Origin of the sequence: Leifsonia sp. NCR5 (assembly GCF_002105485.1) — a bacterium.
GTDB lineage: Bacteria > Actinomycetota > Actinomycetes > Actinomycetales > Microbacteriaceae > Leifsonia.
On sequence record NZ_NCSR01000015.1, the window covers coordinates 19,603 to 34,942 of the forward strand.

A 15,340-nucleotide genomic window follows, 5' to 3' on the forward strand; every position below is an offset into this window, starting at 1 on the left:
GCGGTGCTAATACCCGCCACCTCTAGGACACTGCCGACATGACGACCACGTACGATCACGACCCGAGCCGGGCGGCTCGTGCGCGTGCGCGCCGGGTTGTCGTGACAATGTTGTCGTTGCTGGCATTGGCGCTCGGTATGTTCGTGATGACATCGATGAGCACGGCCCACGCACACGATTCCGTGGCAGCTTCTTCGGCAGGCACGCATTCGGGCGGCCACCAGTTTGAAGTCCACCCTGTGGCGGGGCCGCTTGCGGGCGTGGGGTCTGAGCAGGCCGCCTTGTCGAGCACACCGGCACAGCAGTGCGACAGCGTTTGCGAACTCGGCTGCGCACTTGCCGGCGCTGCCTGTGTCCTTGTGGTGATTGCGGTGGCGGTCTCGCTATTGGCGATCCATCGAGGGCTGGCGTTGCTCGACGTAGCCCAACGGGGCGCGCCTGTTGTGCTGTTCTCAGCCGCCCGTACCTTGGTTCAGGCCCCCTCCCTGCTCGCGCTTTCGATCAGCCGTACCTAAACCGGCTCCCAACAGCGCAACAGCGCCTCGGCGCTAATCGCGCAGCGCCTCGCGCAGCGAACAGCGACCATTCGCAGACATCTGCGCCCTCTTGGTTTCTGGCCGCCTGTGATGACCGCCCATCGACCGATGCCTACCGCATCCGTCACCGAACCGATCCCTTATCTGGTCTCATAAGCGCAGCTTTTCACCTGTATTCCAGACCGTCCTAAACACCGAGCCGACCCGTCTCTCGTCCTCGCGTGTTGACCCGTCGGAGCCCCATTCACGATGCACACACATACTTCCTCTCTGACTTCGAGCGCTAATGTTTCGTCGGCAGCCCAGTACGGATCCCGTCGCGCCCGACACAATGCCGAGCGACGACCGCCCACCGCAACTTCAGCGACCTCTCGCCGGCAAGTGACACCTCGCAAGAGGTGGGCGCCATTGGCGGCCCTATCGCTAGCGGGGACCCTGTTCGGAACGTACGCGCTTCCGGCCTACGCGATCGTGCCCGGCGAGACACAGCAAGTGGCGACCGCCCGGCCCGGTGACCTGCAGACGATGACCACGGTGTCCGCGCAGTCGGCTGTTGTCACGCGCGATGTCGTGTCGGTTAGCGCGCCCCCACCAAAGCCGGTGCCTGTCACGAAACTGAAAGCCGCCGGGTTCACGTCGACCGCCAACACCTTCACGAACAATCCGGCGTCGCCAATTCAATGGCCGTTCGATGTCGGCGTACCGATCAGTGACGGGTTCGGATATCGAGTCTCTCCGTGCTCAGGCTGCTCCTCCTACCACGAGGGAATTGACATGAACCCCGGGGCCGCAACGCCGATCCAGGCGATCGCAGACGGGGTCGTCAGGGAGGTCGGGAACCCAGCGGGCAGCCTCGGCGTCTACGCGATCATTGACCATCAAATCGATGGGCAGACCGTCAGCAGCCTCTACGCGCACATGGCCTACGGCTCCCTGAACCTCAGCGTCGGAGAAACGGTCAAAGTCCGCCAACTAGTCGGCCTCGTCGGAAGCACCGGCGCAAGCACCGGCGCCCACCTCCACCTCGGCATCTCCGTCAACGGAACCCCTGTCGATCCATACGCGTGGCTCACGCAGAGAGTGAAGTAACCATGCGAACACACCGGATAACACGCTCATGGACCGTCGCTGCCACCGCCGCCCTCGCCGCCGTGGCGCTCAGTGGGTGCACCGCAGCCGGCGCGGCCACCGCAACGATGAACGACCTCGGCCACGTACACGGGCTGGACTCCACCGGAGGCCGCATCTTCGCCGCCACCCACCAGGGTGTGTGGGCGCTCGATGCTGCGCAACTCAATGATGGCTTCGCATCGGAAAAGACCGCCCGGGTCGGAGACGGAACCCAGGACACAATGGGATTCACTGTTGCCCGTTCCGGGGTCATGTTCGCCTCGGGGCATCCGGACCCTGCCAATAACGCGCACCAGGACCCAGCCAATCTCGGACTGATCGAAAGCACCGACGCCGCTCGAACTTGGTCGACCGTTTCGCTCGCCGGTCAAACCGACTTCCACGACATCACCACCGCCACCACCGGTGATGCCCAGGTGCGTGTCTACGGATACGATGCGGCCCGCCAAATTGTCCGGATTAGCGATGACAGCGGCCGGAACTGGCACGACGGTGCCACCGTCGCCCTCCGCAAGCTTTCGGTCAACCAGAATGCGCCGGACACCGTCCTTGCCACCACGCAGACAGGCGTGCAGATCAGTCGCGACGCCGGTGCAACGTTCGCGCCCCTACCTGGCACCCCTGCGCTCTTTCTGCTTTCGCCGATCGACTCCACGGCGGGAAGCTTCGTCGGCGTCGACACGGACAAGAAGATCTGGACCTCCGTCGACGACGCTGCGACGTGGACCCCGAAGGGGACCTTCCAGTCACTTCCCGGGTCACTGGCAACGGTGAAGGGCTCCTCCAAGCTGTGGATTCTCGGCACCGATAGCCGCGGGATCGTGGCAACACCGGATGACGGCATCACTTGGACGGTACTCGTCGGAGGCACCCCTTGACTAGAACGCGGGATCACTTGTGAACGGCTCAGCTCGGCGAGGACGGCTGTGGCGGCGTCCGCTGCTGGGGCTGCTGGTGGCGTCGGTCGTCACCAGTGCGCTCATCACCGCCGGCCCGGCGCAGGCGGTCAGCTATCCTTCCTGGCCAGACGTTGAAGCGGCACGCTCGAGTGAAGCGTCGAAGAAGGCAGAAATCGACCGGATCAACGGACTGCTGAGCACTCTCGATACGAGCGTGCGCAGGTCGCGGGAGGCCGCCGTCCAACGCGGAGTGGAGTACGAGAAAGCGCAATCGAAACTCGATTTCGCAACCTACCGGGCGAACACATTGCGCGGTCAGGCGGGGGAAGCCCGAGGCCGAGCCGATGTGTCACGTGCGCGGGTCGGCAGGCTGGTTGCCCAACTGGCACGGTTCGGCAACGCAGACCCCACCACCCAGCTGCTTGTAAACGGGGAACGGGCAGACGCGTTGCTCTTCCAGCTCGGCACAATGAGCAAACTCAGCCAGAACTCCAACAAGGCTTTCGCCGCCGCCAGCACCGACGCGAACACGGCCAAGGCACTGACCGACCAGGCGACCGTCGCCCAAGCAGCGCTTGCCGACCTCAACCGGGAAGCCGAGAAGGCGCTCCAGAACGCAGTCGCGGATGCGACCGCCGCCCAAACCCAGTTGGTTGAACAGCAACAGGTGCAAGGAACCCTCCAAGCCCAACTCTCGGTGCTGGTTGAAAACCGGAAAGCGACCGAAGCCGACTTCAGCAAGGGCGAAGCAATACGGCGGCAGCAGCAGGCCGCCGCCGCCGCCGCCGCCGCCGCAGCAGCGGCAGCGGCAGCAGCAGCAGGCGGGGCAGGATCATCTGCCGACGGTGGACAACTCAGCGGACAAGGGTGGACAAAACCTGTCACCGGCTGGATCAGCGACCGGTTCGGACCGCGCCCGAACAGACCGACGGCTAGCTCAGGTGCATTCCACTATGGCACCGACCTCGCAGCCGGCTGCGGCACCCCGATCTACGCCGCCACCGCGGGCCGTGTCGTCTACGCAGGCTGGCTGGGAACGTACGGAAACTGGGTTCTCCTCGACCACGGATCCGATGTGATGACCGGATACGCCCACATTCGAGAGGGCGGCGTCCTGGTCAACGTCGGCCAGACCGTGCAGGCCGGACAGAACATCGCCCAGGTCGGAACCACCGGCGCATCCTCTGGCTGCCACCTGCACTTCGAGGTGCGTGTCGGTGGCAACCGCGTCGACCCGCAACCCTTCATGGGCGCGAGAGGAGTCACCCTTGGCTAGGATCAGCGCTCGAGCCAGAAGGATCCGGACTGCGATCCTCGCTGCGGCAGCCGCCGTCACGCTCGCCGTGACCATTTCCGGATGCAGCAGCAACGATGCTCTCGCGCAGCAATTCAAAGACGGCTCCGGCAAGAACTTTGTGGCCGGCGACGGCACCATCACCGAAATCCAACCCAAGAACCGGACCGCAGCGGTCCGGTTCGCCGGAAAGCTGGAAGACGGAAACGTGGTCTCCTCCGCCGCCTACGCCGGCAAAGTGCTGGTCCTCAACTTCTGGTACGCCGGCTGTGCCCCTTGCCGGGCGGAGGCGCCTGATCTGGAAAAGAATAACAGCAAGTTCAGCGGTCGCGGAGTCGAGTTCCTGGGTGTGAATGTGCGCGATCAGGCCGACACGGCGCTCGCTTTCGCACGCACCTACGGCATCACCTATCCGTCCGTCCTGGACGCTTCGGACGGTGCCATGCAGCTCGCGTTCAGCGGGGTGGTGGCCCCGAACGCGGTACCCACCACGTTGGTCGTCGACAGGCAAGGGCGGGTCGCAGCCCGTGTACTCGGGCAGCTTCCCGACGCGTCCGTACTCACCGCACTGATCAGCAGGGTCCTCAGCGAGCAAGGACCTTAACAGCGAACCCCGCCGTCATCGACGGCCGGATGAGCCCACAATTCCCTCTTGAGTGAAAGACAGATCATGCTCCACCGGTTCAGTATCCCCAGCCCCGACCCCGCGTTCGCGCAATTCCAGATCGGCCCGCTCACGATCCACACCTACGCCCTCTGCATCCTCGCCGGGATCGTCGCAGCAACACTCATCACCTCCAACCGGCTGTCCACCCGCGGCGCCGAACGTGGCGTTGTCCTCGACATCATTCTCTGGGCGGTCCCGCTCGGAATCGTCGGCGCACGGTTCTACCACGTGTTCACCCACACCGGCGACTACTTCTATCCAGGCGCGAACCTGTGGAACATATTCGCCATCTGGGATGGCGGCAACGCCCTCTACGGGTCGCTACTCGGCGGCGCGGTCGGCGCCTACATCGGCTGCCGCCGCACCGGGATCCGGTTCTGGTCATTCGCCGATGCCCTCGCTCCCGCCCTGCTTGTCGCGCAAGCGTTGGGACGGTTCGGGAACTATTTCAACCACGAACTCTTTGGCCTTCCCACCACCTTGCCATGGGGGTTGCAAATCGAAGCCAGCAATCCGAAGTTCCCGGCCGGCCTGCCCGCCGCCACCCTCTTTCACCCACTGTTTCTGTACGAGATCATCTGGAACCTGATCGGCGTCGGAATCATCCTGCTCCTAGAGCGTCGCGTCGCCCTGCGCTGGGGGAAAGCGTTCGCCCTCTACCTGATCTGGTACGGACTCGGCCGCAGCTGGTTGGAAGCCATCCGGATCGACCCCACCAGTGATGGGTTCTTGAGCATCCCGGCCAACGTCTGGGCGTCCTTCGCCGCCGTCGCACTCGGCATCGTGCTCTTCGTCGTCCAAACCAAACGTCATCCGGAACCAGAATCGTCACCATATCGCGACGGCCGCGAACCAACGCAGGGGTCCGACGAGGGCGAACGGATTCAAACCGAAAGCACAACCTCCTCTCGGGGTGGCCGCGATGACAACCACAACTAGCCGCAAATCGTCGTGTCGAAGGGTCAGTCATGTCGCGACCGCTTGACCACATCGACACGCCACCCCAGCGCACCCCTGGCGGATCCGACTACAACCAGCCGCGACTGACTCTGACCGGTTGGCTGCGTTGGATGTGGCGGCAGCTGACCAGCATGCGCGTCGCCCTGTTCCTGTTGCTGCTTCTCGCTCTCGCGGCCGTCCCGGGGTCGCTGGTGCCACAACGCAGCTCGGATCCCAACGGAGTCGTCCAATACTTCAAGGACAACCCGTCACTGGCACCAATCCTCGACAAGCTGCAAGCATTCGACGCATACACCTCATTCTGGTTCTCCAGCATCTACCTGCTGCTGTTCATCTCGCTGATCGGCTGCGTCCTGCCACGCACGGTTCATCACCTTCGAGCCTTGCGCGCCGCCCCACCGAAAACGCCCGCCCGGCTGTCCCGGATGAGCGGCTACCGTGCCGTTCAGATCCCCACCGACCTGCGTGATGCGACGGGTGTACCGGTCACCGTTCCGGCAGCCGTTGAGACCGCAAAGGACCTGCTGCGCAAACGCGGCTACCGGGTCGCGCTTTACGAAGGAAGACGAACACCGGACGGGTTCGAGATGTCGGTCAGCGCCGAGCGCGGCTACCTCCGGGAGGCCGGAAACCTTCTCTTTCACATTGCGCTGGTGGGAGTCCTGGTGGCCGTCGGTGTCGGTGGCGGGTTCGGGTTCAATGGCAACCGAGTCGTCGTGGAGGGCCAGTCGATGATCAACACTCTCGCCGCCTACGACTCCTTCAACCCGGGCCGGTTCTTCAACAGCAACAGGCTCACCCCGTATTCCCTCACTCTCGACAAACTCGCCGTCACCTACGAAACCGAAAACAAGAGCGCCCGCGGATTGCCAACCGACTACACCGCGACGGTCACCACGCAACAGCAAGGGTCACCGGTCAAGGACAAGGCGACGATCAAAGTAAACGAACCACTCAACATCGGCGGCACCGACGTCTACCTGCTCGGCAACGGTTACGCACCCCGGATCACCGTCCGCGACCCGGCTGGCCGCGCCGTGTTCAGCGACCTCGTGCCCTTCCTCCCACAGGATGCCAATCTCACCTCGCTCGGTGTGGTGAAAGTCCCCGACGGGTTGGGAAAGCAGGTCGGACTGATCGGGTTCTTTTACCCCACCAAGGCGACCTCGAGCACTGGCGCGTTCTTCTCCGCTTACCCGGACCTGAAAGATCCAGTCCTCACCCTGAATGCCTACGCCGGGGACCTCGGCCTCAATACCGGGCAACCCAAATCGGTGTATGCGCTCAACACGTCCACCCTTACCCAACTCACTGGCGGGAAAACCGGGGTCCAATCCCTGGAGCTCAAACCCGACCAAACACAGCAGCTACCCGGCGGGCTGGGCTCGGTGACCTTCGACGGCGTCTCCCGGTTCGCCTCCTTCGAAGTTCACCACGACCCCGCCCAAGGCTGGGTGCTGCTGTTCGCCATCGGCGCGCTCGGCGGCCTCTTCACTTCCCTCTTCGTCCCGCGACGACGGTTGTGGGTGAAGGTCATCGGACGCGCCGGCGACCCACTCCGCGTCGAGTATGCCGGCCTTGCCCGTGGTGACGACCCCCAATTGGAGGCAACCGTCGCTGCCCTCACTGCGGCCCACTCCGCCACGCTCCGTGACGTGGCGAGCGGGTCACCGGAGAACACCGATCCGAAGGAACCCTCATGACTCAATCCCTGTCGCAACTCTCTGTCCTGCTCCTCATCTGTGCGATGGCCGTTTATGCTGCCGCGTTCATCGCGTTCGCGATCGATCTGGCACGCCGTGGAGCTCAGGTAACCGCCACCGTGCCAAGCGCAGTCGCACGACGAACCCAGACAGCTGCGGCTACCACCAGTGACAGCCGTCCCATCGGCGGCGTGACCGCGACCCTCACCCGGCTCAGCGGCCGCCTCGAGAACGGACCGACGCAGAGGGGTTCCACCCCAAGAAGTCTCCAGGTCGGCTATATCCTCACGATCAACGGGTTCGTACTCCATCTCGGCGCTGACATCCTCCGTGGGATCGCCGCCAGCCGGGTGCCCTGGGCGAACATGTACGAATTTTCGATGACCGGCACCCTGATCATCGTCGGTGTGTTCCTGTTGGTGACCCTCCGATATGACCTCCGCTTTCTCGGCTCGTTCGTCACCGGGCTGGTGCTCGTGCTGCTGGGCATTTCAAGCATGCGCTACTACGTCGAGGTTGCCCCGCTCCCGCCGGCCCTGCAGTCGTACTGGCTCGTCATCCACGTGATGGTGGCCATCATCGCTACCGGATTTTTCGCTCTGGGATTCGCCCTGTCAGGGGTGCAGCTCGTGCAATCGCGAAGGGAACACCAAATCGCCGAGGGCGCACCAGCGCCAATGCACTTCCTCAGCACTCTGCCGAACGCGTCAACGCTCGAGAACCTCGCTTACCGAGTCAACATCGTCGGCTTTCTCCTCTGGACCTTCACTCTCATCGCCGGATCGATCTGGGCGGAAAAAGCCTGGGGTCGGTACTGGGGCTGGGACACCAAAGAAGTGTGGACCTTCATCATCTGGGTGACCTACGCCGGCTACATCCACGCCCGAGCCACCCGCGGCTGGCGCGGCTCGCGGTCGGCCTGGTTAGCCATCATCGGCTTCTGCGCCGTGATGTTCAACTTCGGCATCGTGAATGTCTTCTTCAAGGGCCTGCACTCCTACAGCGGTCTTTGACCCCAGTCCCATTTCCCAACGACACTCCCCACCCGAAAGGCACATCATGGTACGAAAGAACAAGGAGGAGCCGCCCCGCCGGCGCTCCACCCACGAAGACGTCAAACCCACCCCGGAACAACTCCGCGCCCGCTACCTCCGCAAACGCCGATTCCTGCGCATCGGCCAAGGCCTCATGGCAATCGGTCTGATCGTCGGTCTGCAGCATTGGCTCGCCCACCTCGGCGTTTTTGGCGCCCAGCCGCCTGGCTGGGTCGACCTCGCCGCCGGCTACCCGCTGGCCGCCGTTCTGCTCGTCGGCGGCGCCATCACGGCCGGCCAAAAGTGAACCTCCCGGCGCGGACACCAATGCGGGCGGAACGGTAATGGGAAACGGTTTCGCTGCGATCGCTGCTAACGGCGGCCTACTGCTGGCCATTCCAGTGGCCGTGCTTGCCGGATTGGTATCCTTCGCCTCTCCCTGCGTTCTACCGCTCGTCCCCGGCTACCTGGCCTACGTTGGCGGCGTCTCTGGGCCAGATGCCCGCAAAGGCCGCCGACGGACGGTTACCGGTGTGGCACTATTCGTGCTCGGCTTCGCAATCGTCTTCATCGCCTACGGAGCCCTCTTCGGTGCGTTCGGATCGTGGATGATCCGCTGGCAGGACCTCATCACCCGCATCCTCGGCCTCCTGGTGATCGTGATGGGTCTCGCCTTCATCGGCACGTTCTCGATCTTCCAACGCACCCTCAAATTGCCGATCCGGCCAGCAACCGGCCTCACCGGCGCACCCCTCCTCGGACTGGTCTTCGGGTTGGGCTGGACACCCTGCATGGGCCCGACCCTCGCCGCGGTTCTCTCCCTCAGCCTCTCCAGCCAATCCGCGCTGCGCGGTGCGGTTTTGACCGGCTTCTACGCACTCGGGCTGGGCATCCCCTTCATACTGCTCGCGCTCGGATTCGCATGGATGGCCGGAACCATCGGCTTCCTCCGACGCCACATTCGCACGATCAACATCGCCGGCGGAACACTCCTAATCCTGATCGGTGTCCTGATGGTCACCGGCGTCTGGTCCGCCTGGATCTACAGCCTTCAGGCGCTGATCGGCGGCGTCACCCTGCCGATCTAGCCACAAATCCATCAGCCAACCAAAGGAAGCGTCAAACACACGAGGAACCTATGGAACCCCATACCGCGCGGAAACCCTCAGACCACCGGCCGGTCCGCCTCCACCTGGTCTACACGAGCGTCTGGTCGGTCGCGAAAGTGTCCCTCCTCGCCGGGCTGATCTTGGCGGTCGTGACAGCCGTGTCCGGCCTCATTCTGTGGACAGTATTGGACCAGAGTGGCGTGCTTAATCAGCTGGATTCCATCCTGTCCGGCCCCGCCCCAGCCGACGCCGCGAGCACAGCCAGTGTGAAGAAGATCGTCAACCCTGGCACCGTCATACTCATGTCATCCGCGCTCGGTCTTCTCGGAGCCATCTTCACCATGGTTGTCGGCGCAATCGTTGCGCTCCTGTACAACGTCAGCGCACGATTCACCGGTGGTCTCTTCGTCGGTTTCCAACGCGATTGACCGGAGCCTCTCCCAATCACCACTAGACGGCGCACCGGTTGGTTAGGCACGGCGGGGTTTCGATCGTCACATGTGCATTGCGAAAACCCTGACAAAGGACCCCACCAACGCGAGGAAGACCCCGCACGCTGCGGTGATGAGGAGTGTCCGGTGTTTGCGGAAGTTGGGGGAGAGGGCCGGCTCTGATGGGGCTCCCGTCTCCCACCAGGGCTGGTCGCGTTCTTCGTCCTGCACTTCTTTGCCTGCTTCGGTCTTCTATGGGGTGACGTCGATGACCATGGTGAGGCCGCCGGCGCCGTCCTGCTCGACGTTGTTGTTCGTCGTGTGGTGATTGATGTGGCAATGGATCAGCCATTTGCCGGGCGCACGGGCCTTCCACAGTACGTCGTAGCGTTGCCCGGGGCCAACGTTGACGGTATCGGCCTGGAACCGGGCCGACGGGGCGAGCGTGACCCCGTCCCGGGCGACCACTTCGAACGGTCCACCGTGGATGTGCATTGGGTGGATATCGACCGAGTTCGTTCCGATGAACCGAACTTTGAGCGTCTGTCCAACGTTCATCCGAATCGTCTCCGTCGCCGGATAGGCCTTCCCGTTAATCGTGAAGTAGTTCGCCAGAACGCCCTCCATCGGCATGGCCGGCCAGGTCAGCCCATTCCGGCTCAGCCATTCGCCAAGCTGGATGGTGTAGTCCACATCCGCGCGAACCGCGTCGGACGAATTCGCTGGCGCGATGATCAATGCCCCATAGAGCCCCAGCGACTCCTGTCGGTCGGCGTGGTCGTGCGAGTGGTAGAAGAACGTGCCAGCCTGCTTGACCGTGAATTCGTAAGTGAAGGCTGTGCCGGGATCGATGGGATGCTGGGTGATCTGGGCAGGTCCGTCCATGTTGTTGGGGATGTCGAGGCCGTGCCAATGCACCGTTGTCGATTCTGGCAGCTTGTTGGTGACATTGATGCGCACGCGATCGCCTTGCACCATGTTCAGCCGCGGGCCGGGAACCTGCCCGTTGTAGGCGTACGCGTCCACCCAGAGGCCTGGGAGGATCTGCCACTTAATGAGCGATGCAGTGAGGTCGAACTCTTTCACCCCGCCGACCATGTGCGCCTCGAGCGGTCGGTCACCGCGCGCGTCAGCCGTTGCTGTCTCGGTCACGTCCCGGGGGTCGACTGCTGCCATGTCGCGCATTGCCGCGCCCGGAGTGTCGCGGGTCATGATCATCCCGGGCGGCATGATCGCCCCACCGACGTCCTGAGCGCTCAGCGACATGTTCACCGCGTTCGACGGTGCGGAGATCCCCGCAACCAAGGCGATCACGCCAACGAAGGCGACTGCCGCCACCTGTGGCCGAGTTGGTTGGCGCGCCCCGCGCTCGCCTCTACCCGCCATACCCGGCATGGCCTTCTGGTCGTGACTACGGTCCCCATCATTGTGCGTGCCGGCGTGGCGTGTGGTCATCAGACCGTGCTTCAACCCCTTGTAGACCAGCCACACGTTTGCCGGATACGCGAACGCAAAACCTGCGGCGACGCCCACCGACATCACTCCCCAGAACAGAAGCTCGGTTGGTTCCATCGCCCGCATATCCGTACCCATCATCAGCAGCGTCATCACGGGCGCCATCCCCGCCATCATGAAGTTCATGCTGATGAATTCCGGCAGGAACGTGCTCCGCACGTTCTGCAGATACGTCCCACCCATCAGGCTCTTCATGAAAAGGGACTGGAAGATCAGCAGCCCAAACGCGAACCCAGCCAGGTACTCAATGATCAGGTCCAACCACATCGGAAGGCCGAGGACGGCGGTGATTGCCGCCGCTGCGATGATGCCGGTGGCGTCACCGGCCACGCAGTGGATCGTTGAACCAACGCCCTGCTTCCACAACGGTTTGGTGAACTCTTCATGCTCGCCGGGATGCGGTTCCTTGTCGACCAGCACGTAGAGCAGCAATCCAATCGGACCGAGGTAGAGCGTGACGAGGATGAAACCCCATTTCATCACTGTCGGCTCCGGGTTCTTCCGGAACTGATCGACGGCGACGTACAACGTGGAAATCCCGGCCAGCAGGAACCAGACGACCAGGAAATAGTCGATCGGTTGGATAAGCACAGCGCACCCTTTCCAGGGCATGGACGCGCATACCCCCGCGGGGTAGAAATTACGCCACAGACAACCTCGCTGCAACGAGAGCTGTCAGATTCGCCGGTAAGAGTGCGCAGAACTGAGAATGCGCCGGGTGCGTTTCTCTCCGTATACCGCTGGCGGGTATCTTCGAAGGGTGGCAACGAGCAAGTCGCGAGTACAGACCGGGATGACGAGACTTCTCGCCCGGCTCTCTATCGTGTTCGCGTTGATCGCCGGAATCGCGGCCATGCACTCGGCGATCGATATGCCGATGGCGTCCCTACGCCCGACCGCTCCGGTAACAGCCGAGCAGGCTGAGCTGCCTTCGTCGGGGACGGAGTTGGTTGCCCACACGATGCCGCTCACCTCGATGCCGACGGTCGGCACAGCCAACCTCTCAGCGGTCGAGAAACTGATGGGCTCGATGACCCATGACGCCATGCACGCCTGCCTGTTCCTCGTGATCGCGGCGGCTCTGCTTCTTCTTTGCTTTCCCTCCGTGGGCGACAAACTTCCAGTCAGCCACCCGCGTCTCACGCTCCACCGGCGGCCGGGCACTGCGATGCGCGGAACCGACCGGACTCTGGCTCTCCAGGTACTACGGATTTAGAGGCTCGTGGGAGAACTCTGCGCTGAGTTCCTTTCCATGAACGCAACCTCAACAATTCACCCACCATTCTTTGGAGTACCCATGAAAATCGCAACCCGTCTCGCCCTCGCCGGCGTCGTCATTGCCGCCGGCGGGCTCCTCGCCGGCTGCACCAGTTCCGGCATGGGCGACATGTCCGGCATGTCCCATTCGTCCTCGACGGCCGCCGCGTCCCACAACACCCAAGACGTCACCTTCGCCCAGATGATGATCGTGCATCACGAAGGCGCAATCCAGATGGCTGACCTCGCTCCCACACGGGCGACTTCCACCCAGGTGAAGGACCTGGCCGCGAAGATCAAGGCCGCCCAGCAGCCCGAAATCGACCTGATGAAATCGTGGCTGAAGTCGTGGGGAGAACCGACCACCATGGCCGGCATGGAGATGTCCACTCCGATGCCGACCGACACGTCCAGTATGGGCTCGATGCCGGGAATGACAGCGCAAGATATGGCTGGTCTGAAAGCAGCAACCGGTGCCGCGTTCGACAAGCAGTTCCTTACCCTGATGATCCAGCACCACCAGGGCGCGATCACCATGGCTGAACAAGAGCAGTCCGGCGGCAAAGATAGCGCCGCGAAGAAACTCGCCGACAACATCGTCAAAGCGCAGACTCAGGAGATCGCCGACATGAAGGCCATGCTGGCCGCGCTCGGCTAGGCGTTTCGGCCTCGGTCTGATTCGACCCCGGTGGGGTGGACCACGCATTCCCCCTGCGCCACCTCACCGGGCCCCTTCTTCTGCTTGCTTCACTCTGCGAGGTTCCTTCATGCCCACTTCTCCGATCCCTTCGGGCCCGCTGTCTCGACGCGCCCTTCTTGGTGCGAGCCTCGGCGCGGCCACTCTTGCGGCATTGGCCGCCTGCACGCCGGCGACCCCGACTTTGATCTCACCGACGTCCGCTGCTGTCGTTGCGGCCGAGAAAGCGCGCCGCCGCACGGGACGCGTCGCCACCGTCGGGTTGGACGCGAAACCAGCCCAGCTCGACCTCGCCGGTCGGGTCGCGAACACCTGGACGTTTGGCTCGACACCGGCGCCAACCATCCGGATCCGTGCCGGCGACACCGTTCACGCTCGGGTATCCAATGGGCTAGCGCAGCCGACCTCGGTGCATTGGCACGGCATCGCCCTGCGCAACGACATGGACGGTGTGCCCCCACTGACCCAATCCGCGATCGCCGCCGGTGACGCATTCACTTACAACTTCACCGCCGAGCACCCCGGCACCTACTGGTTCCACCCGCATGTGGGCGTCCAGATCGACCGTGGCCTCTACGGGGCATTGATCGTCGATGACCCGCGGGAACCCCTGGCGTATGACGAAGAGTGGGTTGTCATTCTTGATGATTGGCTCGACGGAGTCACCGCCACGCCCGACCAAGTCCTGGCCGATCTCTCCAAAGGGATGGGATCGATGGGGATGGACGGCATGCTCATGCGGATGGGGAACATGCTTATGGGCACCAATTCGGCGCTGCTCGGCGGCGACACCGGCGACGTCTACTACCCGCTGTATCTGATCAACGGCCGGTCGGCGGCCGATCCGGAGACGTTCACCACAAAACCTGGCTCCCGGGTGCGCATCCGGTTCATCAACGCCGGTGCTGACACTGCCTTCCGGGTCGCCCTCAGCGGCCACACCCTCACCATCACGCACACCGACGGCTACCCGGTCCAGCCCAAAGAAGTCGACAGTGTCCTGATCGGGATGGGGGAGCGGTACGACGTGATCGTCACCGCCGCAGACGGGGTTTTCCCGCTTGTCGCCGCCGCCGAGGGCAAGGACGCGGCCGCGTACGCCGTCCTCCGCTCTGGCGGCGGGACCGCACCGGCTGCGTTGAAGACGCTACCCGAACTCAACTCCACCCGAATAGGCGTCGCCAGCGACCTGACCGCAGCCGATGCCGTACAGCTGAAAACCCGCGGCATCGACCGAACGGTCACGATGAAGCTATCCGGCGACATGAACTCCTACAGGTGGGCTATCAACGGCCGCCGATTCGACCCGAACCGGCCATTGCAGGACTCACTCATTGTCCGCGAAGGGGAGCGGGTGAGACTGAAATTCGTGAATTCCACCACCATGTGGCACCCGATGCATCTCCACGGCCACACGTACCAGCACCCGAACGCGGGGCCACGCAAAGACACCTCGATCATCCTCCCGGGCAAGAGCCTGGAGGTCGACTTCGACGCGAATAACCCGGGACAGTGGCTGAGCCACTGCCACAACATCTATCACGGCGAATCCGGCATGATGACTGTTCTCGCCTACCAGAAATAGCGACAGCCTCTGCCCGGACGGCACGAGTCACAAGATTTTTGGTCGGGATGGCCCACGCCTTTGTGGGAATACCGGCAGGGGGTATCATGTTGTTGGTGGCGAGATACCCCTTGCCCGTATTTTCGGAGGAAGAACGAATGTCGACGACTGAATACCAAGTATCCGGGATGACCTGCGGACACTGCGAGATGTCCGTGCGTGAAGAAGTGGAACAGATCGCCGGGGTGGAGAACATCGACGTGTCGGCGGCAAGCGGAAAGCTTTTGGTCACGAGCGCCGACGCCCTCGACGACGGACAGGTGTTTGCAGCTGTCAAGGAGGCTGGCTACTCAGCCGTGCGGGCTTGAGGTGAACGCTCCGACCAAGTTGGGCTTGTACGGGGTGGGGCTGGCGGCCGTCTTTGTAGCCAGCTTCACCCTCGGCCGATTGCTGATTCCGGCGGATGTATCCGCTGCCATGTCGCACGCTGGCGAGCAATCGATCACGACCCGCAGCAGCAGTCCGGCCGGACACTAAATCAGT

16 protein-coding genes are annotated in these 15,340 nt (G+C 63.4%); 15 read left to right on the top strand and 1 reads right to left on the bottom strand.

The features are described 5' to 3' along the window. The first annotated feature begins 38 nt into the window (after positions 1-38). The 11 genes from B7438_RS13230 (at position 39) to B7438_RS13280 (ending at position 9,761) form a co-directional block, all read left to right on the top strand. Positions 39-515, top strand: coding sequence for a hypothetical protein (locus B7438_RS13230; RefSeq protein ID WP_085370073.1), 477 nt, complete (start codon positions 39-41; stop codon positions 513-515). 513 nt (positions 516-1,028) lie between these two features. After that, positions 1,029-1,625 (top strand): M23 family metallopeptidase, encoded by a 597-nt coding sequence (locus B7438_RS13235; RefSeq protein ID WP_256922025.1) that lies wholly within the window; start codon positions 1,029-1,031, stop codon positions 1,623-1,625. Between the two features lie 107 nt (positions 1,626-1,732). Then, the gene (locus B7438_RS13240; protein ID WP_143465911.1) at positions 1,733-2,545 is read left to right on the top strand and encodes a F510_1955 family glycosylhydrolase; all 813 of its coding nucleotides are present in this window, start codon (positions 1,733-1,735) and stop codon (positions 2,543-2,545) included. 19 nt (positions 2,546-2,564) lie between these two features. After that, complete coding sequence (locus B7438_RS13245; protein WP_143465913.1) at positions 2,565-3,842, top strand: M23 family metallopeptidase; 1,278 nt, start codon at positions 2,565-2,567, stop codon at positions 3,840-3,842. Then, on the top strand, positions 3,835-4,464 hold the full coding sequence (locus B7438_RS13250; RefSeq protein WP_306293898.1) for a TlpA disulfide reductase family protein: 630 nt from the start codon (positions 3,835-3,837) through the stop codon (positions 4,462-4,464). Before B7438_RS13245 ends, B7438_RS13250 begins: the two co-directional genes overlap by 8 nt. Before the next feature lie 66 nt (positions 4,465-4,530). Then, positions 4,531-5,466 carry a prolipoprotein diacylglyceryl transferase gene (gene lgt, locus B7438_RS13255; RefSeq protein WP_085370077.1) on the top strand — a complete coding sequence of 312 codons (936 nt, stop codon included), beginning with the start codon at positions 4,531-4,533 and terminating at the stop codon, positions 5,464-5,466. A 29-nt stretch (positions 5,467-5,495) separates the two neighbouring features. After that, positions 5,496-7,190, top strand: a complete 1,695-nt coding sequence (locus B7438_RS13260; RefSeq protein ID WP_085370078.1) for a cytochrome c biogenesis protein ResB — start codon at positions 5,496-5,498, stop codon at positions 7,188-7,190. After that, on the top strand, positions 7,187-8,203 hold the full coding sequence (gene ccsB, locus B7438_RS13265) for a c-type cytochrome biogenesis protein CcsB (protein ID WP_085370079.1): 1,017 nt from the start codon (positions 7,187-7,189) through the stop codon (positions 8,201-8,203). Before B7438_RS13260 ends, ccsB begins: the two co-directional genes overlap by 4 nt. A gap of 46 nt (positions 8,204-8,249) precedes the next feature. Beyond that, entirely contained in the window at positions 8,250-8,531 is a 282-nt protein-coding gene (locus tag B7438_RS13270; RefSeq protein ID WP_085370080.1) for a hypothetical protein, read from the top strand. A gap of 37 nt (positions 8,532-8,568) precedes the next feature. Further along, on the top strand, positions 8,569-9,312 hold the full coding sequence (locus B7438_RS13275) for a cytochrome c biogenesis CcdA family protein (protein WP_085370081.1): 744 nt from the start codon (positions 8,569-8,571) through the stop codon (positions 9,310-9,312). Between the two features lie 50 nt (positions 9,313-9,362). Continuing rightward, the gene (locus tag B7438_RS13280; protein ID WP_085370082.1) at positions 9,363-9,761 is read left to right on the top strand and encodes a DUF3566 domain-containing protein; all 399 of its coding nucleotides are present in this window, start codon (positions 9,363-9,365) and stop codon (positions 9,759-9,761) included. A gap of 255 nt (positions 9,762-10,016) precedes the next feature. Here B7438_RS13280 and B7438_RS13285 read toward each other — a convergent pair whose 3' ends face one another. Beyond that, positions 10,017-11,870, bottom strand: a complete 1,854-nt coding sequence (locus tag B7438_RS13285; protein WP_085370083.1) for a DUF4396 domain-containing protein — start codon at positions 11,868-11,870, stop codon at positions 10,017-10,019. 169 nt (positions 11,871-12,039) lie between these two features. Between B7438_RS13285 and B7438_RS13290 the strand changes: the two genes are divergently transcribed. From B7438_RS13290 to B7438_RS13305, 4 genes are all read left to right on the top strand, one after another. Further along, a complete protein-coding gene (locus tag B7438_RS13290; protein ID WP_143465915.1) occupies positions 12,040-12,495 on the top strand; it encodes a hypothetical protein in 456 nt (151 codons plus the stop codon). A gap of 81 nt (positions 12,496-12,576) precedes the next feature. After that, positions 12,577-13,194, top strand: coding sequence for a DUF305 domain-containing protein (locus tag B7438_RS13295; protein ID WP_085370085.1), 618 nt, complete (start codon positions 12,577-12,579; stop codon positions 13,192-13,194). Positions 13,195-13,303: 109 nt separating this feature from the next. Continuing rightward, positions 13,304-14,818 carry a multicopper oxidase family protein gene (locus B7438_RS13300; RefSeq protein WP_085370086.1) on the top strand — a complete coding sequence of 505 codons (1,515 nt, stop codon included), beginning with the start codon at positions 13,304-13,306 and terminating at the stop codon, positions 14,816-14,818. Between the two features lie 137 nt (positions 14,819-14,955). Beyond that, entirely contained in the window at positions 14,956-15,165 is a 210-nt protein-coding gene (locus tag B7438_RS13305) for a heavy-metal-associated domain-containing protein (RefSeq protein ID WP_085370087.1), read from the top strand. Positions 15,166-15,340: the final 175 nt, after the last annotated feature.